General features: G+C 67.1%; 21 protein-coding genes. 14 read left to right on the top strand and 7 right to left on the bottom strand.

Annotated elements, in window-relative coordinates; genetic code table 11:
• A partial coding sequence (gene hutU, locus B0E47_RS05470; RefSeq protein ID WP_077512995.1) for a urocanate hydratase occupies positions 1–1,478 on the bottom strand: 1,478 nt, incomplete at its 3' end.
• 75 nt (positions 1,479–1,553) lie between these two features.
• On the bottom strand, positions 1,554–2,861 hold the full coding sequence (locus B0E47_RS05465) for a PAS domain-containing sensor histidine kinase (RefSeq protein WP_168171010.1): 1,308 nt from the start codon (positions 2,859–2,861) through the stop codon (positions 1,554–1,556).
• A gap of 100 nt (positions 2,862–2,961) precedes the next feature.
• Between B0E47_RS05465 and B0E47_RS05460 the strand changes: the two genes are divergently transcribed.
• From B0E47_RS05460 to B0E47_RS05420, 9 genes are all read left to right on the top strand, one after another.
• Entirely contained in the window at positions 2,962–3,339 is a 378-nt protein-coding gene (locus B0E47_RS05460; protein WP_077512993.1) for a response regulator, read from the top strand.
• A gap of 210 nt (positions 3,340–3,549) precedes the next feature.
• The gene (locus tag B0E47_RS05455; RefSeq protein ID WP_077512992.1) at positions 3,550–4,635 is read left to right on the top strand and encodes a catalase family peroxidase; all 1,086 of its coding nucleotides are present in this window, start codon (positions 3,550–3,552) and stop codon (positions 4,633–4,635) included.
• Positions 4,632–5,168 carry a cytochrome b/b6 domain-containing protein gene (locus tag B0E47_RS05450; protein ID WP_077512991.1) on the top strand — a complete coding sequence of 179 codons (537 nt, stop codon included), beginning with the start codon at positions 4,632–4,634 and terminating at the stop codon, positions 5,166–5,168. The genes B0E47_RS05455 and B0E47_RS05450 overlap by 4 nt, the downstream gene beginning before the upstream one ends.
• 69 nt (positions 5,169–5,237) lie before the next feature.
• Positions 5,238–5,786 carry a nuclear transport factor 2 family protein gene (locus tag B0E47_RS05445; RefSeq protein ID WP_077512990.1) on the top strand — a complete coding sequence of 183 codons (549 nt, stop codon included), beginning with the start codon at positions 5,238–5,240 and terminating at the stop codon, positions 5,784–5,786.
• Positions 5,787–5,926: 140 nt separating this feature from the next.
• Positions 5,927–6,508, top strand: a complete 582-nt coding sequence (locus B0E47_RS05440; RefSeq protein ID WP_077512989.1) for a hypothetical protein — start codon at positions 5,927–5,929, stop codon at positions 6,506–6,508.
• Positions 6,509–6,711: 203 nt separating this feature from the next.
• Complete coding sequence (locus tag B0E47_RS05435) at positions 6,712–8,217, top strand: DNA-3-methyladenine glycosylase 2 (RefSeq protein ID WP_077512988.1); 1,506 nt, start codon at positions 6,712–6,714, stop codon at positions 8,215–8,217.
• Positions 8,217–8,732 (top strand): methylated-DNA--[protein]-cysteine S-methyltransferase, encoded by a 516-nt coding sequence (locus tag B0E47_RS05430; RefSeq protein ID WP_077513005.1) that lies wholly within the window; start codon positions 8,217–8,219, stop codon positions 8,730–8,732. The genes B0E47_RS05435 and B0E47_RS05430 overlap by 1 nt, the downstream gene beginning before the upstream one ends.
• Before the next feature lie 152 nt (positions 8,733–8,884).
• Entirely contained in the window at positions 8,885–9,466 is a 582-nt protein-coding gene (locus tag B0E47_RS05425; protein WP_077512987.1) for a TetR/AcrR family transcriptional regulator, read from the top strand.
• The gene (locus tag B0E47_RS05420) at positions 9,450–10,874 is read left to right on the top strand and encodes a nitrilase-related carbon-nitrogen hydrolase (RefSeq protein WP_077512986.1); all 1,425 of its coding nucleotides are present in this window, start codon (positions 9,450–9,452) and stop codon (positions 10,872–10,874) included. Before B0E47_RS05425 ends, B0E47_RS05420 begins: the two co-directional genes overlap by 17 nt.
• Before the next feature lie 5 nt (positions 10,875–10,879).
• Here B0E47_RS05420 and B0E47_RS05415 read toward each other — a convergent pair whose 3' ends face one another.
• Positions 10,880–11,305 carry a hypothetical protein gene (locus B0E47_RS05415; RefSeq protein ID WP_077512985.1) on the bottom strand — a complete coding sequence of 142 codons (426 nt, stop codon included), beginning with the start codon at positions 11,303–11,305 and terminating at the stop codon, positions 10,880–10,882.
• 56 nt (positions 11,306–11,361) lie between these two features.
• Between B0E47_RS05415 and B0E47_RS05410 the strand changes: the two genes are divergently transcribed.
• Complete coding sequence (locus tag B0E47_RS05410; RefSeq protein WP_077512984.1) at positions 11,362–12,624, top strand: ectonucleotide pyrophosphatase/phosphodiesterase; 1,263 nt, start codon at positions 11,362–11,364, stop codon at positions 12,622–12,624.
• Positions 12,625–12,703: 79 nt separating this feature from the next.
• Here the strand turns inward: B0E47_RS05410 and B0E47_RS05405 are convergent, their stop codons facing one another.
• On the bottom strand, positions 12,704–13,954 hold the full coding sequence (locus B0E47_RS05405) for an MFS transporter (RefSeq protein ID WP_077512983.1): 1,251 nt from the start codon (positions 13,952–13,954) through the stop codon (positions 12,704–12,706).
• A gap of 42 nt (positions 13,955–13,996) precedes the next feature.
• Positions 13,997–14,446, bottom strand: coding sequence for a hypothetical protein (locus B0E47_RS05400; RefSeq protein ID WP_077512982.1), 450 nt, complete (start codon positions 14,444–14,446; stop codon positions 13,997–13,999).
• 462 nt (positions 14,447–14,908) lie between these two features.
• Here B0E47_RS05400 and B0E47_RS05395 point away from each other — a divergent pair, with 462 nt between their 5' ends.
• Positions 14,909–16,624, top strand: a complete 1,716-nt coding sequence (locus B0E47_RS05395) for a diguanylate cyclase (RefSeq protein WP_168171009.1) — start codon at positions 14,909–14,911, stop codon at positions 16,622–16,624.
• A gap of 12 nt (positions 16,625–16,636) precedes the next feature.
• Positions 16,637–17,539, top strand: coding sequence for a hypothetical protein (locus B0E47_RS05390; RefSeq protein ID WP_139351351.1), 903 nt, complete (start codon positions 16,637–16,639; stop codon positions 17,537–17,539).
• Positions 17,540–17,638: 99 nt separating this feature from the next.
• On the opposite strand, the gene B0E47_RS17005 is transcribed toward B0E47_RS05390, so the two are convergent.
• Entirely contained in the window at positions 17,639–17,800 is a 162-nt protein-coding gene (locus B0E47_RS17005) for a hypothetical protein (protein WP_168171008.1), read from the bottom strand.
• 105 nt (positions 17,801–17,905) lie between these two features.
• Positions 17,906–19,342, bottom strand: coding sequence for a formimidoylglutamate deiminase (locus B0E47_RS05385; RefSeq protein WP_077512979.1), 1,437 nt, complete (start codon positions 19,340–19,342; stop codon positions 17,906–17,908).
• Between the two features lie 89 nt (positions 19,343–19,431).
• Between B0E47_RS05385 and B0E47_RS05380 the strand changes: the two genes are divergently transcribed.
• Positions 19,432–20,997 (top strand): bifunctional GNAT family N-acetyltransferase/carbon-nitrogen hydrolase family protein, encoded by a 1,566-nt coding sequence (locus B0E47_RS05380; RefSeq protein ID WP_077512978.1) that lies wholly within the window; start codon positions 19,432–19,434, stop codon positions 20,995–20,997.
• A gap of 33 nt (positions 20,998–21,030) precedes the next feature.
• A complete protein-coding gene (locus tag B0E47_RS05375) occupies positions 21,031–22,518 on the top strand; it encodes a chloride channel protein (protein ID WP_077512977.1) in 1,488 nt (495 codons plus the stop codon).
• Positions 22,519–22,526: the final 8 nt, after the last annotated feature.

The raw sequence follows: 22,526 nt of genomic DNA, 5'->3' as shown, positions 1-22,526 counted from the left end.
CCCCCATGATGCAGCGACACCCACGTCGCCCCACCCGCGACATTCAACATCGCATTGAGCAACGGCCAATCCGACACCGCATCGGAGCCATCCTTCATCGCCTCCGTCTCGCGATTCGGTGACGCCACCGACCCCGAATCCAGATGATCCCGCCCAATCACCACCGGCGCCTTCAGCTCGCCGTTGCGCACCATCTCGTTGAAGGCGAGGCCGAGCTTGTCGCGCAGGCCCAAGCCGACCCAGCAGATGCGCGCGGGCAGGCCCTGGAAGCTGATGCGCTCTTTGGCCATGTCGAGCCAGTGGTGCAGGTGGGCGTCGTCGGGGATCAGCTCCTTCACTTTCTGGTCGGTCTTGTAGATGTCCTCCGGATCGCCCGACAGCGCAACCCACCGGAACGGGCCGATACCACGACAGAACAACGGCCGCACATAGGCGGGCACGAAGCCGGGGAACGCGAACGCGTTTTCGCAGCCGACGTCCTGCGCCATCTGGCGGATGTTGTTGCCGTAGTCGAAGGTGGGGATGCCTTGCGCGTGGAACGCGAGCATCGCGTCCACGTGGGTCCTCATCGACAGCTTGGCGGCGCGCGCGGTGCCGACCGGGTCGTTCTTGCGACGCTCGAACCACTGCTCCACCGTCCAGCCCTGCGGCAGGTAGCCGTTGACCGGGTCGTGCGCGCTGGTCTGGTCGGTGACGGCGTCGGGACGCACGCCGCGACGCACGAGTTCCGGCAGCACGTCGGCGGCGTTGCCGAGCAGCGCGATGGATTTCGCCTCGCCTGCCTTGGTGTACTTCGCGATGCGCGCCAGCGCGTCGTCGAGGTTGCTGGCCTGCTCGTCGACGTAGCGGGTCTTCAGGCGGAAGTCGATGCGGCTCTGCTGGCATTCGATGTTGAGGCTGCACATGCCGGCCAGCGAGGCGGCCAGCGGCTGCGCCGCGCCCATGCCGCCGAGGCCGGCGGTGAGCAGCCAGCGCCCCTTCAAATTACCGTCGTAATGCTGGCGGCCCATCTCGACGAAGGTTTCGTAGGTGCCCTGGATGATGCCCTGCGAGCCGATGTAGATCCACGAGCCGGCAGTCATCTGGCCGTACATCATCAGGCCTTTCTTGTCGAGCTCGTTGAAGTGCTCCCAGGTGGCCCAGTGCGGCACCAGGTTGGAGTTGGCGATCAGCACGCGCGGCGCGTCGGCATGCGTGCGGAACACGCCGACCGGCTTGCCGGACTGCACCAGCAGGGTCTCGTCGTCCTCCAGCGTGCGCAGCGATTTCAAAATCGCGTCGAAGCACTCCCAGTTGCGCGCCGCCCGCCCGATGCCGCCGTACACCACCAGCTCTGCCGGGTTCTCCGCCACCTCCGGATCGAGGTTGTTCTGCAGCATGCGGAACGGCGCCTCGCTGAGCCAGCTCTTGCAGGAAAGCTCGGTGCCGCGCGGTGCGCGGATGACGCGGGTGGTGTCGATGCGGGTGGGGGCGTTCATGTCTGGAAAACTCCGGCGGGACAGACCCCCGAGTATAGGCCAGCACCTGCGCGGGTCGAACCCGCCGGCAGCGCGTCAGGCGGTCACGGGCAGTTGCAGGCGCGGGAACGCCAGGGTCATCGTGGTGCCCTCACCCGGCGCAGATTGCACATCGACAAAACCGCCGGCCAGGCGCATCACGCCGTACACCTGGGCCAGCCCAAGGCCGGTACCCACACCTTCGGGCTTGGTGGTGAAATACGGTTCGAACAGGTGCTCGCGCACCGCTTCGTCCATGCCGCTGCCGTTGTCGGTGACCGCCAGGGTGACGTAATCACCCGCCGGCCGCAGCGTGCTGTCTTCGGCCTCGCCGACCACCAGGTCACCGAGACGGACGCGGATCGTGCCCTGCCCATGGCAGGCGTCGCGCGCATTGATGCACAGGTTGATGAAGGCCTGTTCGATGGAGTGGCGGTCGCCCAGGGTCGGCAGCCCGGCGCCGGCCGGTTCGACCTGGAAATCCATGCCGGCGCCCAGGCTGTGGCGGGCGAAACCCTCGATGTCGCGGACGATCGCGGCCAGCTCCACCGGCTCGGCCGTGTAGCGGTGCACCCGGGCAAACGCCAGCAGCCGTTTGGCCAGCAGCGCGGCGTGCTGCACGCCGTCCATGCTGTAGCCAAGCAGACGGCGCTGGGTAACGGTGAGGTTGGCCGGATCGTCCTGGATGCTGCTGAGCGCCACGATGGCGATCTGCAACATGTTGGCGAAGTCATGCGAGAGGCCGGCCACCAGTTGGCCGATCGCCTCGTTTTTCTGCGCCTGCTGCGAGGCGTGCTCGGCCACCGCCTGCGCGGCGCTGGCCAGGCCAAGCTGCAGTTTCAGCAGTTGCTCGCGCCCGGCGCCCTCCTGCTGGAAGATCCGCGCACGTGCCAGTTGCCGACCCAGCACCTCGTTGCGGGCGACACCGCTTTCGCCGGCCCGTTCGCTGAGGTTGAGCCGGCTGTGCAGGCCGTGGATCACCGTGTCCAGCGCCAGTCTTGCCTGTACCGGCTCGGTGATGTCGTGGCTGATCACGGCCATGCCGTCGACCTGCTGCTGCGCATCCAGATACGGATGCACGCTGACCAGCCACCAGCTGTCGTCGCCACTGGCCGATGGCAGGATCTGGGTGAACTGCATCGATTTTCCCTGGCGCGCGGTGGCCAGCGCCGCCTCGATCGCCGCCCGCGCCGGCTCAGGCCAGAACGTCGCCAGCGGCTGGCCGATCGCGGCGGCCGGGTCGGCGATGCACAACACGGCACAGCCGCTGTCATTCACATGGGTGATGCGACCCTGCACGTCGAGTTCGTGCACGCCATCCGAGGAGAATCCGATCAACTGCCGGTAGCGTTCCAGATCGTTCATGTGTCGCCACTCCCAGGAGACGCAGGATAGGCACAATCCCGCCTCACTGCACGTTAACATCCGGCAGGCCATGGTCGGACATCATCTGCCGAGATCAGCCATGACCCACGCGCAGAACAAGACCATCCTGCTGGCCGAGGATGACCGCAGCGCCCGCGAGGTCACCACCATCGTGCTGGAGGCCGAGGGATACCATGTCCTCACTACCGGCAACGGCACCATGGCGCTGAAGATCCTGCTGAGCGACGCCACGATCGACCTGCTGGTAAGCGACATCCACATGCCCGGCGGCATCGATGGGATCGAGTTGGCGCAGCGCGCGCAGATGAATCGGCAGATCCGGATCCTGCTGATCTCGGCCGACCCCCGCAGCAGCTTTGCCTGGTTCCCGGAAAACGTGGCGTTTCTCGCCAAACCCTACGATCGCCGCACCCTGCTCGGCGCAGTGGACGGGCTGCTGCGCAACACGGGCACCTGACGCCGAGCGCACGGGTGGCTCGTACGAGCGACCTGGTGGGCTCAAGCCTGATTCCGCGAGTGCTCGACCGCCTGTCGCTGTCGCCCTTCAGGGGAACGCGTAACCAGATGCCGCCTTGGAACGAATCTCCCAGCGGCGGGTGCAAAGAAGTCCGCCGCCATTCGTCCATCCCGCACACGATGCCAGGGCCCGAGCAGCCCGGAGTTCACCATGCACAACCCTTCCACACCGGACACATCGCCAACCCGTCACCTCGGATCATGGGCACTGATTGCCGCCGTGGTGGCGGTCACCGTGGCCGCTTTTGGTTATGTCGGCGGCTGGCTGGCGCCGCAGCGGCTCACGCCGAAACGGCTGGTGGACCAATTGCAGGACAACGCCGGCACGTTCGCCGGCTACCGGCGCAATCATGCGAAAGGCGTGTGCATGACCGGCTATTTCGACAGCAACGGCCATGCGCAGCCGTACTCCGTCGCGCAGATATTCACAGCCGGCCGCACCCCGCTGGTCGGTCGCTTCGCGATCCCCGGCGGCAATCCGTATGCGCCGGACGGCAGCGTGCCGATCCGCAGCATGGCGCTGCGCTTCACGCAGGCGAACGGCCAGCAATGGCGTACCGGCATGAACAGCATGCCGGTGTTTCCGGTGGCCGCACCGCAGGCATTCTTCGCGCAGTTGCAGGCGCAGCAACCCGATCCCACCACCGGCAAGCCGGACCCGGCGAAGGTCGCGGCGTTCTTCGCGGCGCACCCGGAAACGGCCGCGTTCCGCGCGTGGGCGAAGACCGCGAAACCATCCGCCAGCTTCGCCACCGAGAGCTACTGGAGCCTCAACGCCTTCGTGTTCGTCGATGCGCATGGCACGCGCCAGCCGGTGCGCTGGCGCATGGTGCCGATGGCGACCGATGGTGGCGGCGATGCAGGCAAGGCCGGCGATGCGGACTATCTGGCTGCGGATCTCGCCGAACGCCTGACCCGTGGGCCACTGCGCTGGCAGCTGCAGATCACGCTCGCGAATGCAGGCGACCCGACCAACGACGCGACGAAGGCGTGGCCGGACGACCGCCGCACGATCGACGCCGGCACGCTGGTGATCGATGCGACGCAAGCGCAGGAAAGCGGTCCCTGCCGCGATATCAACTACGACCCGCTGGTGCTGCCCCACGGCATCGAGGCCTCCGACGACCCGCTGCTGCCCGCGCGTTCGGCCGCCTATGCCGATTCCTACCTGCGCCGCACCAGCGAAGAGGCGCACTTGCCCGGCACCGTCGCGCCGCAACCGGAGAAGCAGCCATGACGCCCGCCACCGGCACGTTCACCCTGCCCGCCCGCGTGCTGCACTGGCTGATGGCCGGCATGATCGTGGCGATGCTGTTCATCGGCGTCGGCATGGTGGCATCGGTATCCGAGCGGCACGAATGGCTGCTCGCCATCCACAAGCCGCTCGGCATCGCGATCCTGATCCTGGCGATCGTGCGGCTGGCGGTGCGCCTGCGACACCCGCCGCCGCCGCTGCCGGCGGACCTGCCAGCGTTGCAGAAACTCGCCGCGCTGGCGTCGCACTGGTTGCTGTATTTCCTGATGCTGGCAATGCCGCTGATCGGCTGGGCGATGCTGTCGGCTGGCGGCTATCCGGTAATGCTCGGCGCGTCGTGGCGACTGCCGCCGATCTTCCCGACCAGCCCGGTCGCGTTCGCGGTGCTGCGCCACCTGCATACCGGGTTCGCGATGCTGCTGTTCCTGACGTTCCTGGCGCACATGGCGGCGGCGCTGTACCACGGCCTGATCCGCCGCGACGGCGTGTTGTCGAGCATGACCGGACGGCGTTGATCCGGCACTGGCAACCCGGCGACGACCGCGGGATGCTGCGGCAGCGCGCCACGAACGAGGAGAACGCCGATGTCACGCCAAGCCGGGTTGCTGCTGTTGCCGTTATGGATCGCCTGCGCGTCCGCCGCGTTCGCGGCCACGCCGCCGCCTGCCGCGGACAAATCGGCGTGCGAGGTCTGGCAGCGCGAGTTGTCGTTTGCGCAGAGCGTGCAGCGGCATGACCCGGCGGCATTTGCCGAGCACGTCATGGCGGACGCGATCTTCGACGCAAACACGCCGCAGCCGACAAGCGGACTGGCCGCGGTGCGGCAGCACTGGGCGGAGTTCATCGCGGGCAAGACGCAGCGGGTGGACTGGTACCCGCAGCAGGTCGTGGCGTCGGGCGACGGCACGCTGGCGTATTCCAGCGGCGCGTACCTGTTCGAGAATCCGGCACCGGGCGCGAAGCCGCGCTACGTGATCGGCCGGTTCGCGACGGTGTGGCGCCGTGCCGGCGACGGCGCCTGGCGCGTCGCGTTCGACGGCGGCGACGCCGGCAAGCCGGCGAACGACGCGGATGTCGTCGCGTTCCATGCTGGCCGCCAGCTTCACTGCCCGGCCACCGCAAGCATAAATTGATCCACGCCGGCCGGCGCACAGGCGTCCCGACAGCCGCCGCCCGGTCCGGCCATCGCGCCGATTGACCACGCCATGGCAGCGGCACAGACTTCTCGCGGGAACCCCGGAGTGACCGTCACAAGTCACGTGAGGAGGTTGTCATGCGTACCACAGGCTGGAAAAAACAGAGCTGGAAAAACGGAGCCATCGTCGCCGCTGCCCTGTTCGCCGTCGGGGGTGGCGTGCTGGCGGCGGAGCGTCCCGCACCGAGCGATGCGCAATTGATCGCGAGCGCGATGCACGCGGCACCGGCGCGCGTCGCGAAGGGGGCGACCGTCGTGGCGATGGGCGCGGATAGCACGATGCGCACACTGCGCAAGGGCACGAACGGGTTCACCTGCATGCCGGACAACCCGTCGACGCCGGGGCCGGACCCGATGTGCATGGACCAGAACGCGATGGAATGGGTGAACGCGTACATGGCGCACAAGCCGCCGCCGGCCGGCAAGCTCGGCATGATGTACATGCTGGCCGGTGGCACGGATGCGAGCAACACGGACCCCTACGCGAAGAAACCGGAAAGCGGCAACCACTGGATCAAGACCGGGCCGCATTTCATGATCGTCGGCGCGGATCCGGTGTTCTATGCGAACTATCCGAAAAACGCAGATCCGGATACGACGGCACCGTACGTGATGTGGGCCGGCACACCGTACGAGCACCTGATGGCGCCGATCAAGTAAGCGCCGTAGCGAAGCACGCGCGATGATTGCGTGGATCGGTCACGCGAACTGATGTCCTGGCCGGTTGAACTTGCCGCCCCGACCGGCCTGTTTGCGTGCCGTTGCCCGCATCGCGAACAGCGATCCCGGAACGACGGCCAGCCTGCGCCATTGATGTCCGAAAACGGCGAGTCTGTCCCTCGCCGCGGTGCTAGCCTGCACGCATGTCCGAATCGCCGATCGCCACCCTGCCCGCCCACACCGTCTGCGAACAGGCTCGCCTGAGCCGCGATGCGCGCTTCGACGGGCTGTTCTTCACCGCCGTCACCAGCACGCGGATCTACTGCCGGCCGGTATGCCCGGCGCCGGCGCCGAAACCGGCGAACATCCGCTACTACGCCAGCGCCGCCGCGGCCGAGGCGGCGGGCTTCCGCCCGTGCCTGCGTTGCCGGCCGGAACTGGCGCCAGGCAATGCCGTTTGGCATCGCGGCGAACACGTGGTGGCGCGTGCGCTGAAACTGATCGACGCGGGCGCACTGGCGGAGCAATCGCTGGACGACCTGGCGCAGCGGGTCGGCGTCGGCGCCCGACAATTGCGCCGCCTGTTCGTGGCGCATCTCGGCGCGCCGCCGATCGATGTGCACACCACGCGCCGCCTGCTGTTCGCGAAGCAGTTGCTGACCGAAACGGCGTTGCCGGTGACCGAAGTGGCGCTGGCTTCGGGCTTTGCCAGCCTGCGCCGCTTCAACGCCGCGTTTGCGCAGGCGAACCGGATGCCGCCGCGCGAACTGCGTCGGCGGCCGCCGACCGCGCCCGCCAGTGGACTGGTGCTTCGCCTGGGCTATCGGCCGCCGTACGATTTTGCAGCGCTGCTCGCGTTCCTGCGCACGCGCGCGCTGCCCGGTGTCGAGCAGGTCGATGAACACGCCTACCTGCGCGTGTTCGGCAGCACCGATGCGGCGGGATGGTTGCGCCTGAGCGCATGGCCGGAAGCCGGGCACGCCGGCGGGCATGCGTTGAAACTGGAATTGCACGGTGCGCAAACCGCGCAGTTGCTGCCGCTGGTCACGCGGCTGCGGCGCATGTTCGACCTCGATGCCGATCCGCGCGTGATCGCCGCCACGCTCGGCGCCAGCCAGGTACTGAAACCGATGCTGCGCAGGCACCCTGGCCAGCGTCTGCCGGGCGGCTGGGATGGTTTCGAGATCGCGGTGCGCGCCGTGCTCGGCCAGCAGGTGAGCGTGGCCGCGGCACGCACGCTGGCGACGCGCATCGTGCAGCGTTACGGCAGCACGCTGAGTGCGCCGTTGCCGAGCGGGCTGGAGCGCCTGTTCCCCACGCCGGCGCAACTGGCCGACGCCGATCTGCGCGAGATCGGCGTGACCACCGCCCGTGCCGCCACGATCCGCGGCATCGCGCAGGCGCTGCTCGACGGCCGCGCGGACTTCCGCCCCGAGCAGCCGCTGGAGGATTTCGTGGCGCACTGGGTGGCGTTGCCGGGCATCGGCGAATGGACCGCGCATTACATGGCGATGCGCGCGCTGAGCCATCCCGATGCGTTCCCCGCCGCCGACCTGATCCTGCGTCGTGCCGCGGCCGGCGACGCACCCGAGTTGAGCACGAAGGCGCTGACCGCGCTGGCCGAGGCATGGCGCCCGTGGCGCGCGTATGCGGTGATGCACCTGTGGCGCAGCACCGGCGACGTCAGCACGGCAACACGGAGGAAGTGATGAACGCAGACACCACCTACTACGATGAGATGGACAGCCCGGTCGGCACGCTGCGCCTGGTCGCGGACAGCCACGGCCTGCGCGAGATCTGGTTCGAGCGCCAACGCCATCCGAAGCAGGCGCATGCGGGCTGGGTCCGCGCCGCCGCGCCACTGAAATTCGCGCGCGTGCAGCTGGAGGAATATTTCGCCGGTGAGCGCCAGCACTTCGAGCTGCCGCTGCATCCCGTCGGCACGCCGTTCCAGCTTGAGGTGTGGGAAGAACTCGGACGGATTCCGTACGGCATCACGATCAGTTACGGCGAGCTGGCCCGACGCATCGACAAGCCGCTGGCGGTGCGCGCGGTCGGCGCCGCGAACGGTCGCAATCCGTTGCCGATCGTGCTGCCGTGCCATCGCGTGATCGGCGCCGACGGCAGCCTCACCGGTTTCGGCGGCGGGCTGCCGACGAAGCGTTACCTGCTGGCGATGGAAGATCGCGTTGCGCGGGGCGACTTGTTCATCGGTCCGATGTAGCCGCGGATTCGCCGTACCCACTTGTCATTCGCCCCCCTTGCTGTCATTCCGGCCTTCGCCGGAATGACGGCTTGGGGAGGAGCGCCACCACCTGATTCTGCCCGGCCCTCTCGATCTTGACGCCTCCAAAATTGCATGTATACACTGTATACATGCAGAAACTCACCACGCCGGAAAAGATCCTGCGCGCCGCGCACAAGCTGTTCGATCGCGAAGGTGCCGACGCCGTGAGCATGCGCCGCGTCGCCGAGCTGGTCGGCATCACGCCGATGGCGATCTACCGGCACTTTCCGAATCGCGAGGCGTTGCTGAAGCGGCTGTCGGACGACAGTTTCAACACCGTCGCGCATGAATGGGAAGCGCGCTCGACGCATCCGGACATCCTCAAGCGCCTGCTCGCGTTGCTGGAGCCGTACCTGGATTACGCGCTGGCGCATCCGCATCTGTTCGACCACGCGTTCTCAACGCGCCGCGACGATGCGCGGCGCTTTCCCGAGGACTTCCGTGCACGCCAGTCGCCCACACTCAACGTCGTTGCCGATGCGGTCGCCGAAGGTATGCGGCTTGGCGTGCTGAAGCGGGACGATCCGTGGGACGTGGCGATGACGCTGTGGGCGCATTCGCATGGACTGATCGCGCTGTACCGTGCCGGACGTTTCAGCTACGACGAAACACAGTTCCGCACGTTCTATCTGGAATCACTGTGGAGGTTGATCGATGGCATCAGGCATTGACCGCAGGCGGTTGGCGCTGGGCGTGGCCGCCGTGCTGTTTTCGGCGCTCGGCTGGTGGTTCGGCAGCGCGCTGCACCCGGCATGGTGGCTCACCTGGTTCGCACCGCTTCCGGTGCTGCTGCTCGCACCACGCGTGCGCGCACGCTGGGCCGCATTGGCGGCATTCGCGGCTTATGCGGTGGGCGGACTGAACCAGTGGACGTACCTGCACGGCTATATCGGCCTGCCCGCCAGCACGATCGTGCCGGCGATCGCCGGGCCGGGAATCGCGCTGGCCTTGTGCACCCTGCTGTTCCGGCGCCTGCTGGCGCGAGGTCGCCCGGGCGCGGCGGCATTGGCGGCGCCGGTGCTGTGGGTGGCGATCGAGTACATCAACACGCAGTTGTCCCCGCACGGCACGTTTGGCAGCATCAGCTACACCCAGATGGATGCGCTGCCGATCCTGCAGGTGGCCGCGCTCAGCGGAATATGGGGCATCAGCTTCCTGCTCCTGCTGGTGCCTTCCGCGCTGGCCGTGCAGTGCTCGCCGAACGCACCGGGGCGCGCCCGTGCCGGGGTCCTCGCGGTTACCGCCCTGCTGCTGGTTGCAGTGATCGGCTATGGCGCCTGGCGTCTGCAGGCACCGGCCACGGCGAGCCTGCGCATCGGCCTGGTGTCGCTGGAAAAGCCGATCCGGCCTGCTCTGCACGAGGCGCAGGGGCGGACCCTCGAAGCGCGCTACGTCGAGGCGATCGACCATCTCGCCGACCAGGGTGCCCGCGTCGTCCTGATCCCGGAGACTTCGTTCGCCACCATGGACACCACGATCCCCGTGTTCGCGGATCTGGCGACCCGGCGAAACCTGATCCTGGACGTCGGCATCGACGACAAGAGCAACCCGCAGGCCGAACACAACAGCGTGATGGTGTTCCAGCCGGCCTCCGCCACTCCGCTCACCTACCACAAGCATCACCTGATCCCCGGCTTCGAAGACCACTACACGCCCGGCCAGAACTATCGGATGCTGGATGGCACGCCGCGCACGGGCCTGGCGATCTGCAAGGACATGGATTTCCAGGGCATCGGTCGGGCCTACGCGGCGCGCGACGCGCAACTGCTGCTGGTACCGGCATGGGACTTCAGGATCGATGGCTGGCTGCACAGTCGCATGGCAATCATGCGCGGCGTGGAAAGCGGTTTCGCGATTGCGCGCGCCGCCCGTTCGGGCCGCCTCACGCTGAGCGACGACCGCGGTCGCGTGGTGGCCGAGGCCTCAAGCGAAACGCACGATGCCGAGCTGGTCGGCGATCTGCCGTTGCGTGAAACGCGCACGCTTTACGGGCGCTGGGGCAACTGGTTTGCATGGCTCGACCTGGCGGCACTGCTGGCGCTGCTGGTCCAGGCCGTGCGTCCGCGCCGTACCGGATGAGCTGATCAGCCGCCGCTGCGCGCTGCCGCCGGCGCGTCCTGCGGTATCACCCGCGGCAGCGAGGCGGCCTGGTTTCGATAGCGCTCGACGAGATCCTGCCGTGCCGCGCGATCGCGATCGTGCTGCGCCTGATCGGCCTGATCCAGTTGCCGCTGCAAGGCCGGATCCTTCGCACCCGGCCGTTTGGCCTGGTCGGCAACGGACTGATGCAGCTGCTGCTCCAGCTGGCTTTTCTGCAACTGGTCATTCACCTGCTGCTGGCGGGCAGCCTGCTGGAACTGCGCGTCCGAGGGTGGCGGCAGCACAACGGGCGGCCTCGCGGAGGGCCGTGTCGTGGATTGCCACGCAGCGGCGAAACCGACGGGCGCCAGCACGACGGCGCCGATCAACAGCGATCGAAGCGTGCGATGGAACAGGACAATGCGTGCCATGGCCGTAACTCTGCGCAATCATGTGGGACGGTTGAGCCCAGTTTGAGACCCCACACATGAAATTCCTGTTTCGCCTGCTGCTTTGCGCGTTCGTTGCCGGCTGCCTCGGCTGCGCCCACCAGCCATCGAGCAGCACGACTCCCGCCGAAGCAGGCTCGAGCCAGCCCGCCCCGCTGCTGCTGATCTCGATCGACGGCTATCGCGCCGACTACCTCGACCGCGGCCTCAACCCGACCCTGCGAATGCTGGCCGACACCGGCGTGCGTGCGCAGTGGATGCAGCCCTCGTTCCCCTCGCTGACCTTCCCGAACCACTACACCATCGTCACCGGCCGCTACCCGGACAGCCATGGCATCGTCGACAACGACATGGTCGACCCCGTGCTGGGCACGTTCTCGCTTGCCAACCGCAAGGCCGTCGGCGACGGCCGCTGGTGGGGCGAGGCCGAACCGATCTGGGCCGATGCCGACCGCCATGGCCTGAAAACCGCCACCTTGTTCTGGCCCGGCTCCGAGGCCGCCATCCACGGTCATCGACCGGATCACTGGCGCGCTTACGACAGCAAGATGCCGTACGACGCGCGGGTCGACCAGGTCCTGCACTGGCTGGATCTGCCAGCCGCGCAGCGGCCCGCGTTCCTGACGCTGTATTTCGAGGGTGTCGACAGCGCCGGCCACGATTACGGCCCCGATTCGCCGCAGCTGAACCAGGCCCTGCGCCAGGTCGACGCGGCGCTGGCCCGGCTGGTGGCCGGATTGCGCCAGCGCGGCCTGGTCGATCACCTCAACCTGATCGTGCTGGCCGACCACGGCATGGCGGCGACGCCGCTGAACCAGCGCATCCAGCTTGACGACCTGATCGACACAGCCCATGCGCAGGTGGTGTCGACCGGTGCGGTGGCCGGGATCGATCCGGCTCCCGGCCACGAGGCCGAGCTGGACAGCGACCTGCTGAAGGCGCATCCGCACATGACCTGCTGGAAGAAATCACGGATTCCCGCCCGCTATCACTATGGACACAATCCGCGCGTGCCCCGGGTGGTCTGCTCGGCCCAGGTGGGTTGGCTGATCGTCAGCCATCGCAAGCAGATGCTGCACGGCGAAAAGCCGATGCTGGGCGACCACGGCTACGACAATGCCGCACCGCAGATGCGCGCACTGTTCATCGCGCACGGACCGGCGTTTCGCCGGCGCGTCGTGGTGCCCGCGTTCCCGAATGTGGACGTCTATCCGCTGATGACCCACCTGCTGGGCATTCCGGCCGCCGCCAACGACGGCAGCTACGACGCGGTGAAGGACATGCTGAAAGCCGGGATTTGAGATTCGGGATTCGGGAGAGCGGCATCTCGCGAGCTTCGGTTCTTCCGAATCCCGAATCCCCATTCCCGAATCCCGGCTCCTACGGCATCGCACCCCTGCTCATCGGGGTGGGTGGCGTCGCCACGTTCACCAGCGGCGGCAGGCGGAACAGCCACAGCGCGATGAGCAGCCCGGCCAGCACCAGCGCACCGACGAACAGCGCCACGCCGTTCCAGCCGTGCGCGGCGTAGAACAGGCCGCCGCTCGCGCCGGCGATGCTGGATCCCATGTAGTAGCAGAACAGATAGACCGACGACGCCTGCGCCTTCGATGCGCCGGCGCGCCGGCCGACCCAGCTGCTGACGATGGAGTGGCCGCCGAAGAATCCGAACGTCACCGCCACGATGCCCAGCATCACCAGCGGCAACGGCGTGGTCATGGTCAGCGCCACACCCGCCAGCATCAGTGCGAATGCCGTCCACAGCACCTTGCGTCGACCGAGCTGGCCGGCCAGGTGGCCCATCCACGCCGAGCTGAACGTGCCGACCAGATAGATGCCGAAGATCAATCCGACCACCGCCTGGCTCAGGTTGTACGGCGGCGCCAGCAGGCGATAGCCGAGATAGTTGTAGACGGTGACGAACGCGCCGAGCAGCAGGAAACCCTCGACGAACAGCCACGGCAGGCCGCGGTCATGGAACATGCCGGTGAAACGACCCAGCACCACGCGCCAGCGCAGCGGCTGCGCCACGAAATGCCGCGACGGCGGCAGCGCACGCCAGAAGATCAGCCCGGCCAGCACACCGATCGTGCCCACCACCAGTACACCGACACGCCAGCCGAAGAAATCCGTCAGCACGCCGGTGATCAAGCGGCCACCCATGCCGCCCACCGCACTGCCGCTGATGTACAGGCCCATGCCCAGGCCGATCGACTCGACATGCATCTCCTCGCCCAGGTAGGTCATCGCCACCGCCGGCAATCCGCTCAGGGTCAGGCCGAGCAGGGTGCGCACTGCCAGCAGGGCCGGCCAGTTCGGCATCGCGGCACTCACCAGCACCAGCACCGCCGAGGACAGCAGCGACCACACCATCACCGACTTGCGGCCGCACGCATCCGACAGCGCGCCGGCGAACAGCATCGCAAAGGCCAGCACGCCGGTAGTCAACGACAGCGACAGCGCACTGACCGCCGCGCTCACGCCGTAGTCGTGGCTGAACTCGGGCATCAACGGCTGCACGCAATACAGCAGGCCGAACGTGGCGAAGCCGGCGGCGAACAGCGCCAGGTTGGTGCGACGGAACGCCGGCGTGCCGTGGTGGATCGTCGATGTCGTGTCGGTGCTGTCCATCGGGACAGTGTAGTCGCCGCATCGTGCAGATGGCCTCGCTGCTCAGCGAGCCCGGCGCGCGAAAAACGCCACGATCAGTCCGAACAGCAGCATCGCCAGCAGGTTTTCGATAAACGCCTGCGTGGTGAAATGCGGCTTCGGCCATGCCGCGGACAGCGGCACGACCACGTACTCCATGACCCCGAACACCACCACGCCATACAGCACGCCGGCGCTCACCCAGTGTCGCTTGAGCCACGCCAGCTGTCCGGCGGCGAACACGAAGATCGCCGCGATCAGCAGCGACATCGCCCACTGCAGTCCAAGCCCCAGCAGCGAAACCGGCAGGCCACCCTGGAACGCGGCCTTGCCCAGCAGGCCGCTGGCAATCGCACGCAGGATGATCAGCGGACTGATGCCGTTGATCGCCGCCGCGGAACCGATATCGATCGTGCCGGCGACGAAGCCGCCGTAGAGGACTGCGGTCAGGGTGGAGGTGCGGGTGTTCGTCACGGGCGATACCTCTATTAGGCAAGAGCGGATGAATCGTTTCCTCGGTTTCGGCGGGCCAATGCAGGCGACCAGCTTGCCGTGGCCCGGCATACGGGAGATACGCCGCCGCCCATGCACCTGCATGTGCCAGCAGTCATGCCACGATCCGCAACGGCCTTCGAACAGCGCGAGCTTGGTGCGCCGGAACGCCGGCGTGCCGCGGTGGATGGCGGGGATGTCGCCGATGGTCATGGGCTGGCATCAAATGAATCCCGGCCATCATGCCAAGGCAGCCGGCACGCACCGATGGGCTGCGCCCCACGGCATGGCACGCGGCCTTTTCCCGGGCGCAGGCCGCGGCGCAGCTGTCCGCTGGACAAGAAGACGATACTCCTCAACTATGTAGCACCGGTGCGATGTGATGGTCGCGACCGCAAGGACGAAATGGACGATGCCTGCCAGCATCGCAGGTTGGGGATACTCGTGAAGCGCACACCCGTCATCGGTTTCATTGCCGGCCTCTGGCTCGCGCTGTTCGCGCTGGTGGCGCTGGCACAGTCGACGGTCGGCGATGCCGTGCCCGGCCTGCGCGTGGCCCGCCTGGTCGACATGCCGCAATCGCCAGACGCGACAGCCATCACGAGCGGCTCACTGGAAAAATCCTTCCAGCCGGTCCCGGGGTCGATGCTGCAGACCTCAAGCAGGCATGATCTCTGGTACCGGCTGGAACTGGACTCGAACTGGTCGGGTACGCAGCCACTGGTGCTCAGTTTCCGCGACTCGCTGAGCGCGCGCGTGTGGGTCTATGCGCCGCCCACCTATCAACCGCATCTGTTGTGGCTGCTCAAGGTGGATCGGCAGGCACGGTTCTCACGCCATGCGCTGGCCGAGGTGCTGCCAGCAGGCATCGGTGCCGGCCAGCCGATCTATGTGCGGCTTGGGCAGGACGACTACGGCAAGCACACGACGGCGCAGCTGACCGAGCTGCCGGCTTACCAAGCGGCCGATCTCGACCATGTGCGCCTGGTCACCCTGTTCGCCAGCATCCAGGCGGCCATGGTGCTGGTCGGCTTCAGCCTGTGGCTGGTCCTGCGGGATCGCCTGTTCCTGTATTTCATAGGTTATGTCGGTACCCAGCTGATCTACAGCATGCTGATCAACGGCGAGCTCTACGAACTGCCCGGCGGCTGGCTGTTCGCGTTGCTGGGGACACGGGGAAACTGGCCCTTTGCGCTGATCAGCGCCGCGTTGTCGATCTCCTTCATCATCGAATTCTGCGACTTGCGCCGAAGCACGCCCCGCGCCGCACGGCTATTCGGCTGGATGCGCTGGCCGCAGCTGGCGGCGGTGCCGCTGTTCCTGCTGCCGCTGGGTCGCTTCGAGCCCGTGGCGCTCACGGTTCTCAACCTGTTGATCCTGGTCGCGTCGATGTGGGCCATCGCCACGGTGGCGCTCGCGCTTTTCCAGGGCAACCGGCAGGCCCGTTTCTTCATCGTGGCGTGGATGCCACAGGTGGCGTTCACGATCTTCCGTGTGGTGCAGTTGCTGGCCGGCTGGCACCAGCCGGCATGGATCGAATATGGCTTCCCGCTGACCATGGCATTTGCCAGCCTGGTGGTGACGCTGGGACTGGCCGACCAGACCATGCATGTACGACGCGAGCGGGACATCGCGGACCACCTTGCGCGCCACGATCCTCTCACCGGCGCGCTCAGCCGACGTGCCGTGTTGCACCAGCTCGACATCGCGGTGGCCGAAGCACATCGAAGCGATCAGCCATTGGCCCTGCTGTTCCTGGATGTCGACCATTTCAAGTCGGTCAACGATGCGCATGGTCACGCCGTGGGCGACCGCTGCCTGCAGGCGGTCGTCGCGTCTGCCAGCCATGAGCTGCGCACCGGCGACTGGCTGGGTCGCCTGGGCGGCGAGGAATTCATCATCGGCCTGCCAGGCGCAACCCGCGAGAACGCACACCTGATCGGCGAGCGCATCCGGGTGCGGATCCAGGCGCAGCACCTGCAGGCCAACGGTCACCCGATACAGCTGACCGCAAGCGTCGGGGTGGCCGGACTGCTCGATCCGCGCGATACCGCCGATGCCCTGCTGGAACGCGCGGATGCCGCGCTGTACAAGGCGAAGGCCGCGGGACGGAACCGGGTTTTCATCCACCCCTCGCTGGCGGCGATCGTCGGCAACTGACACGGAATACCGATGAGTACGATGCCTGTGCTGGCCCCGACCGACCTGCAGCCCGGCGATGTCCTGCTGCACATGGGCAAGGGCGAATTGTCCAGGCTGATCGCCTGGGTTGGCGACAGCCAGTACAGCCATGCGGCGATGGTGTACGACGATTTGCAGCTGATCGAAGCGGCCACCGTCGGCGTGCGACTGGCGCCACTGGCGCAGCGCGTGCAGATGGTGGCGGCCTTCGACTGGATCGACGTCTACCGCCCGTCACGGCTGAACGCTGCCGATCACGATCCACTGCTGGCAGCGTTGCGCGCCGCATCGATGGTCTATCTCGGTCGACCCTACCCGATGACTTCGCTGCTGGTGCTCGGTGTCACCTGCGCCGTTCGCAACAAGCTCCCCGGCGGCCGCGACCTTCGACGGGTGCTGCGCATGGCGCTTGACCTGGTGATCAGGAACGATCCGGACCAGGTGGTCTGCAGCGAACTGGTCTATCGCGGCTTCGACGAGGCGACGACCGCGCCTGCGCACGAACTGCGTCTGCCCGTGATCACCCGCGCGCTGCAGCACACGCCGTTTCCCGCGATCGACCTGCAGGCGCTCGCCACCGAATGCCTGGAGGACTACCGGCGCTCGGGCGGAAAGCCGCCGGCAACCGGCGATGCCATCAAGGACGCCGACTTCACGCTCGAACAGAACCTGCGCGGGACGCCTGCGCTCGACGAACCCGACGATCTGCAGGAGATGCTGCTGCGTGCACGCGGCCAGCTGGCGTTGTCGGCTCCGCACGCATCGGCCGCGGCCAACCACGATCGCCTTGCACTGCCCGAGCCGTTGCCGAATCCGAAAACGGTACTGCCTGCCGATCTCGAATTCAGCCCCGGCCTGCACTGTGTCGGCCGACTTGGCATGACGGCCGGCTGACGGCGCCGACGGGCCGAAACCATGCAGGCATCCTGACTGACGCGCGTGCGCGCAGGCGCTCGCGGCACCGGCACAAGGCTGCGCGGCAACCGGCGTGCGTCAACGATAGCGCCAATGACCACCCACCCAGACGTGTGGCGGGCCCCAGTAACCAGGCACCCAGACGCGGCCGCGCGGCGAAAGCACGATGCAGCCACTCAGCGACGCCGCGCCGGCCAGCAACAACGCGGTAACCAGCAGATAACGGACCAGACGACGCATGGCACACTCCGATGATGGACGTGTTGCCATGAACGATCCGGACGCCGGGACGATGACGCGGGTACCGCCGCGTGATGGCGGGTGTTCAGCGAACGGAGTCCGGGATCAGGCCGCTGCCAGCTTTTCGACCACTGCCCGATAGCGCGCGGCGATGCGTTGCTCGTCGCGATGCCGGAAATCGCGCACCACCCAATGGCCGCCGCACATCACGTCGCGCACCAGCGGCGTGTTGCCGGCGAACAGCCAACTGTCCAGCATCGACGTTTCGTTGCGTGCGGCTAGCAACGGCGAAGTCTCATCCAGCACGATCAGGTCGGCGCGCGCACCGGCGCGCAGCGCACCGATCGACAGGCCCGATGCCTGCGCACCGCCAGCGAGCGCCGCACGCCACAGGGATTCGCCGACGCTTTCGCCCGGATGCCGCGCCGCGATGTTGCGATGGCGCGACTGCAGGCGCTGGCCGTATTCGAGCCAGCGCAGTTCCTCCACCGGCGAAATCGAGATGTGCGAATCCGACCCGATGCCGAGCGCTCCGCCGGCATCCAGATAAGCCGCCAGCGGAAACAGGCCGTCACCGAGGTTCGCCTCGGTGGTCGGACACAACCCGGCCACCGCACCGCTGCGGGCGACCTGCACGGTCTCGGCTTCGGTCAGATGGGTGGCGTGCACCAGGCACCAGCGCGCATCCACGTCCGCGTGATCGAACAACCATTCCACCGGTCGCGCGCCGCGCGTGGCGAGGCAATCCTGCACCTCGCCGATCTGTTCGGCGATATGGATGTGGATCGGACAGGCGGACGCCAGCGGACTGGCCAGCACTTCGCGCATGGCGCGCTCCGGCACGGCGCGCAGCGAATGCAGCGCGATGCCGACGCGCAGGTCGGTGCCTGCGTGTGCCTGCAGTGTTTCAAGCAGGCGCAGATAGACGTCCACCTCATGGCCGAAACGCCGCTGCCGCTCGGCCAGCGCGCGCCCGTCGAAACCGCCGCTCATGTAGAGCACCGGCAACAGGGTGAGCGCGATGCCGGCCTCGCGTGCCGCCTCGATCAGGGCCAGCGACATCGCCTCGAGCGGCGCATACGGCGTGCCATCGGGCCGATGATGCAGGTAATGGAATTCGCAGACCTGGGTGTAGCCGGCCTTGAGCATCTCGACATAGAGCTGGGCCGCGATCGCCTTGAGTTCGTCCGGCCCGATCGTGGCGGCGAAGCCGTACATGGTTTCGCGCCAGCTCCAGAAATTGTCGTCGTTTTTCTGAGGAGTGCGACCAGGGCTGGCCGCTTTTTGATCTTCGCGATCAGGGACGATCGCACGAGCATGTCCACGGCGCTCGGCCAGTCCGGCCATCGCGCGCTGGAACGCGTGCGAGTGCAGGTTCGGCATGCCGGGCAGGACCCATTGCCCGATCGGCTCGGTCACGCCAGCGGCATCATCGAGCAGGTCGCCAGCGGCGCTCACGCCAAATGTCGCGTCGGGCTTCCAGCCATCGACGCACCACAGCCGGCCGGCCTTGTAGCGGGTACCGTGGCTGGGCTCAGTCATGACGCAGGCTCCGATGCGGATATCGCTGCAGTGTAACCGCCCGCGCGTGTCTTCACCCAGCCGCAAGGCCGACTATGCATAATGTTTGCATGGCCAAAAAAACCACCGAAAACGCCCCGCGCCTGCAGGTGCGCCAGGCGACCCCCACCGATGTACCGCAACTGGTCGAACTCACCGGGCGAATCTACGGTCCCGAGTGGGGCCACTCGGCGGAGATGCTGCTGTCCCAGCAGACCCACTTCCCGGAAGGCCAGTTCGTGGTCGAGTACGAGGGCCGGATCGTCGGCTACTGCGCCACGTTCCGCATCGACGAAGCTACCGCGCTCGCCCCGCATACCTGGATGCAGATCACCGGCGGCGGCATGGGCTCGCGGCACAAGCCGGACGGCAATTGGCTGTACGGCATGGAAGTGGTGGTGCATCCGGACTATCGCGGCATGCGCATCGGCCAGCGGTTGTACCAGGCGCGCAAGCGTTTGTGCATGGATCTCAAGCTGCGCGGCATCGTGTTCGGCGGGCGCATCCCGGGCCTGGCCAGGAACCTCGCGCGCTATGGCAGCGCCGAGGGATACGTGCAGGCGGTGATGGAAGGCAAGCGGCGCGACCTCACGCTGAGCTTTCAGCTGTCCAATGACTTCGAAGTGATCGGCCTGCTGCGCGCGTACGTGCCATCCGATCACGAATCGCTCGGCTACGCGGCGCACCTGGTCTGGCGCAATCCGCAGTTGCTCGACCAGCCGGACATCCCGCCGATCACTTCGGCGCGGCTGCTGCCCGACTCGGTGCGGGTGGCCTCGGTGCAATACCAGCAACGCCGGATCACCTCGTTCGAGGAGTTCGCCACCCAGGTCGAATACTTCACCGACATCGCCGCCGACTACAGCGCCGATTTCGTCACCTTCCCCGAGCTGATCACGCTGCAGTTGCTGTCGATCGAGAACACCGAGCTGTCGCCGGTCGAATCGATCCGCAAGCTGAGCCAGTACACGCCACAGGTGAAGGAGCTCTTCAGCCGGCTGGCAGTGCACTACAACATCAACATCGTCGCCGGCACGCACCCGACCGAGCAGGCCAATGGCGACATCCACAATGTTTGCTACGTGTGCCTGCGCGACGGCTCGCTCCACGAGCGCGAGAAGCTGCACCCGACGCCGAGCGAACGCAACGTGTGGAACATCAGCGGCGGCGACAGCGCGGCGACCGTGCTGACCGACTGCGGTCCGATCGGCGTGATGATCTGCTACGACGCGGAGTTTCCCGAAGTGGCACGGCATCTCACCGACCAGGGCGCGCTGATCCTGTTCGTGCCGTTCTGCACCGACGTGCGCGAGGGTTACCTGCGCGTGCGCTACTGCTCGCAGGCGCGCGCGATCGAGAACCAGTGCTACGTGGTGTTGTCCGGCAACGTCGGCAACCTGCCCGGCGTCAACAACTTCGATATCCAGTACGGCCAGAGCTGCATCCTCACCCCCAGTGATTTCGGCTTCGCCCGCGACGGCATCGCCGCCGATTCCACGCCGAACATCGAGACCGTGCTGTTCGCCGACCTGCGGCTGGAGGGGCTGGCCCGCGCACGCAATGCCGGAGCGGTGCAAAACCTGAAGGATCGGCGCTTCGATCTGTACGAAACCCGCTGGCGGCCACTGCCGCACTGACGGCGCCTGGCCAAGGTCTGCGATACTGAGGCGATGACCGAACCGGCCCATGCCCCGTCAAGCTCGTCCAACCACCGCCTGCAGGCACTGCTCGGTCACGAATTTTTTGCGCCGCATCAGTGGAAGCGCGGACTGGCGCTGTGGGTTGGCGCGATCGTGGTGGCGCTGGCGGCGATTCTGTTCGCCAAGGCCAGCACCTGGTCGTATCACCTGTTCCTGCTGATGCTCGGCTACGGCGTATGGATCCCGTTGCTGGTCACGCCGGTGGTGTTCGGGCTGCTGGCGTGGGTGACCGAAGGGAAGTTGCGCTCCACCCGCGGCAGCGGTATCCCGCAGGTGATTGGCAGCATGCACATCGAGGACGAGGACTTTCGCCAGCGCATGCTGGCGCTGCCGATCGCCGCGGGAAAAATGATACTGACCCTCATCGCGCTGGCGGTGGGCGCCTCGATCGGGCGCGAGGGCCCGACCGTGCATGTCGGCGCCGGCCTGTTCTATTCGCTGGGCCGACGCTTTGGCTTCACCGATCCGAAGGCTGCCTCGCGCTTCATTCTCGCTGGCGGTGCCTGCGGCATCGCCGCTGCGTTCAACACGCCGCTGGCCGGCGTGGTGTTCGCGATCGAGGAACTGGCCGGCACCTTTGAACACCGGTTCAGCGGCCTGCTGCTTACCGCCGTGATCGTCGGCGGCGTGGTCTCGCTGGGCGTGATGGGCAATTACTCCTACTTTGGCGAGGTGCAGGCCAGCCTGCCGCTGGGCCATGCGTGGCTGGCCGTGCTGCTGACCGGGGTGATCTGCGGCCTGCTGGGCGGCCTGTTCGCGCGACTGATCCTGCTCAGCCGGCATGGGCCGCTTGCCTATATCGGACGCCTTCGATCGCACGCGCCGGTGTTGTTCGCCACCGCGTGCGGCCTGGCGCTGGCGCTGATCGGATTCTTTTCGCACAACAGCGTCTACGGCACGGGTTACGACCAGGCGCGCGCCTTCGTGCAGGAGGCCGCGGTTTCGCCCGGCGAGAGCTTTGGCATTGCCAAGTTGCTGGCCAATGTCGTGTCCTACTGGGCCGGTATTCCCGGCGGCATCTTCTCGCCTGCGCTGGCGGTCGGCGCCGGCCTTGGTCACAACATCGCGCACTTCCTGCCCAATGTCCCGGCGGCCTCCGTGGTGCTGCTCGGCATGAGCGCCTATCTGTCGGGCGTTACCGGCGCGCCACTGACCTCGGCGGTGATCGCCATGGAGCTGACCGACAATCAGGACATGGTGATCCCGATCATGGCCGCGTGCCTGCTGGCCCGTGCTGCTGCCTCGCTGTTCTCGCCCACACCGGTGTACAAGGATTTCGCCGAACGCATGGTGCAGGATTTCGAACACCAGCAGGCCGCCCACGCGGCACTCTCGGAAAAGGCGCGCCTCGAAGCCGAGGCCCTGCACCATGTCGGCAGGACCAGCGCGTTCGACGAACGCGCTGCCCCCGAAGAAAACACGGACGAATCCTCGCCCGACCGCACGACCACGCACTGAATCGCGGA

It is taken from the genome of Rhodanobacter sp. B05, from assembly GCF_002001085.1.
Lineage (GTDB): Bacteria > Pseudomonadota > Gammaproteobacteria > Xanthomonadales > Rhodanobacteraceae > Rhodanobacter.
The sequence above is the reverse complement of the archived record's forward strand: the minus strand, read 5'-3'. Positions and strand labels throughout refer to the sequence as shown.

Coding starts and splice junctions, on each gene's coding strand:
- B0E47_RS05465 (WP_168171010.1), bottom strand. CDS start 2,861: ATGAACGATCTGGAACGCTACCGGCAGTTGATCGGATTCTCCTCGGAT.
- B0E47_RS05415 (WP_077512985.1), bottom strand. CDS start 11,305: ATGGCACGCATTGTCCTGTTCCATCGCACGCTTCGATCGCTGTTGATC.
- B0E47_RS05445 (WP_077512990.1), top strand. CDS start 5,238: ATGTCACGCCAAGCCGGGTTGCTGCTGTTGCCGTTATGGATCGCCTGC.
- B0E47_RS05405 (WP_077512983.1), bottom strand. CDS start 13,954: ATGGACAGCACCGACACGACATCGACGATCCACCACGGCACGCCGGCG.
- B0E47_RS05430 (WP_077513005.1), top strand. CDS start 8,217: ATGAACGCAGACACCACCTACTACGATGAGATGGACAGCCCGGTCGGC.
- B0E47_RS17005 (WP_168171008.1), bottom strand. CDS start 17,800: ATGCGTCGTCTGGTCCGTTATCTGCTGGTTACCGCGTTGTTGCTGGCC.
- B0E47_RS05425 (WP_077512987.1), top strand. CDS start 8,885: ATGCAGAAACTCACCACGCCGGAAAAGATCCTGCGCGCCGCGCACAAG.
- B0E47_RS05420 (WP_077512986.1), top strand. CDS start 9,450: ATGGCATCAGGCATTGACCGCAGGCGGTTGGCGCTGGGCGTGGCCGCC.
- B0E47_RS05460 (WP_077512993.1), top strand. CDS start 2,962: ATGACCCACGCGCAGAACAAGACCATCCTGCTGGCCGAGGATGACCGC.
- B0E47_RS05390 (WP_139351351.1), top strand. CDS start 16,637: ATGAGTACGATGCCTGTGCTGGCCCCGACCGACCTGCAGCCCGGCGAT.
- B0E47_RS05375 (WP_077512977.1), top strand. CDS start 21,031: ATGACCGAACCGGCCCATGCCCCGTCAAGCTCGTCCAACCACCGCCTG.
- B0E47_RS05440 (WP_077512989.1), top strand. CDS start 5,927: ATGCGTACCACAGGCTGGAAAAAACAGAGCTGGAAAAACGGAGCCATC.
- B0E47_RS05455 (WP_077512992.1), top strand. CDS start 3,550: ATGCACAACCCTTCCACACCGGACACATCGCCAACCCGTCACCTCGGA.
- B0E47_RS05380 (WP_077512978.1), top strand. CDS start 19,432: ATGGCCAAAAAAACCACCGAAAACGCCCCGCGCCTGCAGGTGCGCCAG.
- B0E47_RS05385 (WP_077512979.1), bottom strand. CDS start 19,342: ATGACTGAGCCCAGCCACGGTACCCGCTACAAGGCCGGCCGGCTGTGG.
- B0E47_RS05450 (WP_077512991.1), top strand. CDS start 4,632: ATGACGCCCGCCACCGGCACGTTCACCCTGCCCGCCCGCGTGCTGCAC.
- B0E47_RS05435 (WP_077512988.1), top strand. CDS start 6,712: ATGTCCGAATCGCCGATCGCCACCCTGCCCGCCCACACCGTCTGCGAA.
- B0E47_RS05410 (WP_077512984.1), top strand. CDS start 11,362: ATGAAATTCCTGTTTCGCCTGCTGCTTTGCGCGTTCGTTGCCGGCTGC.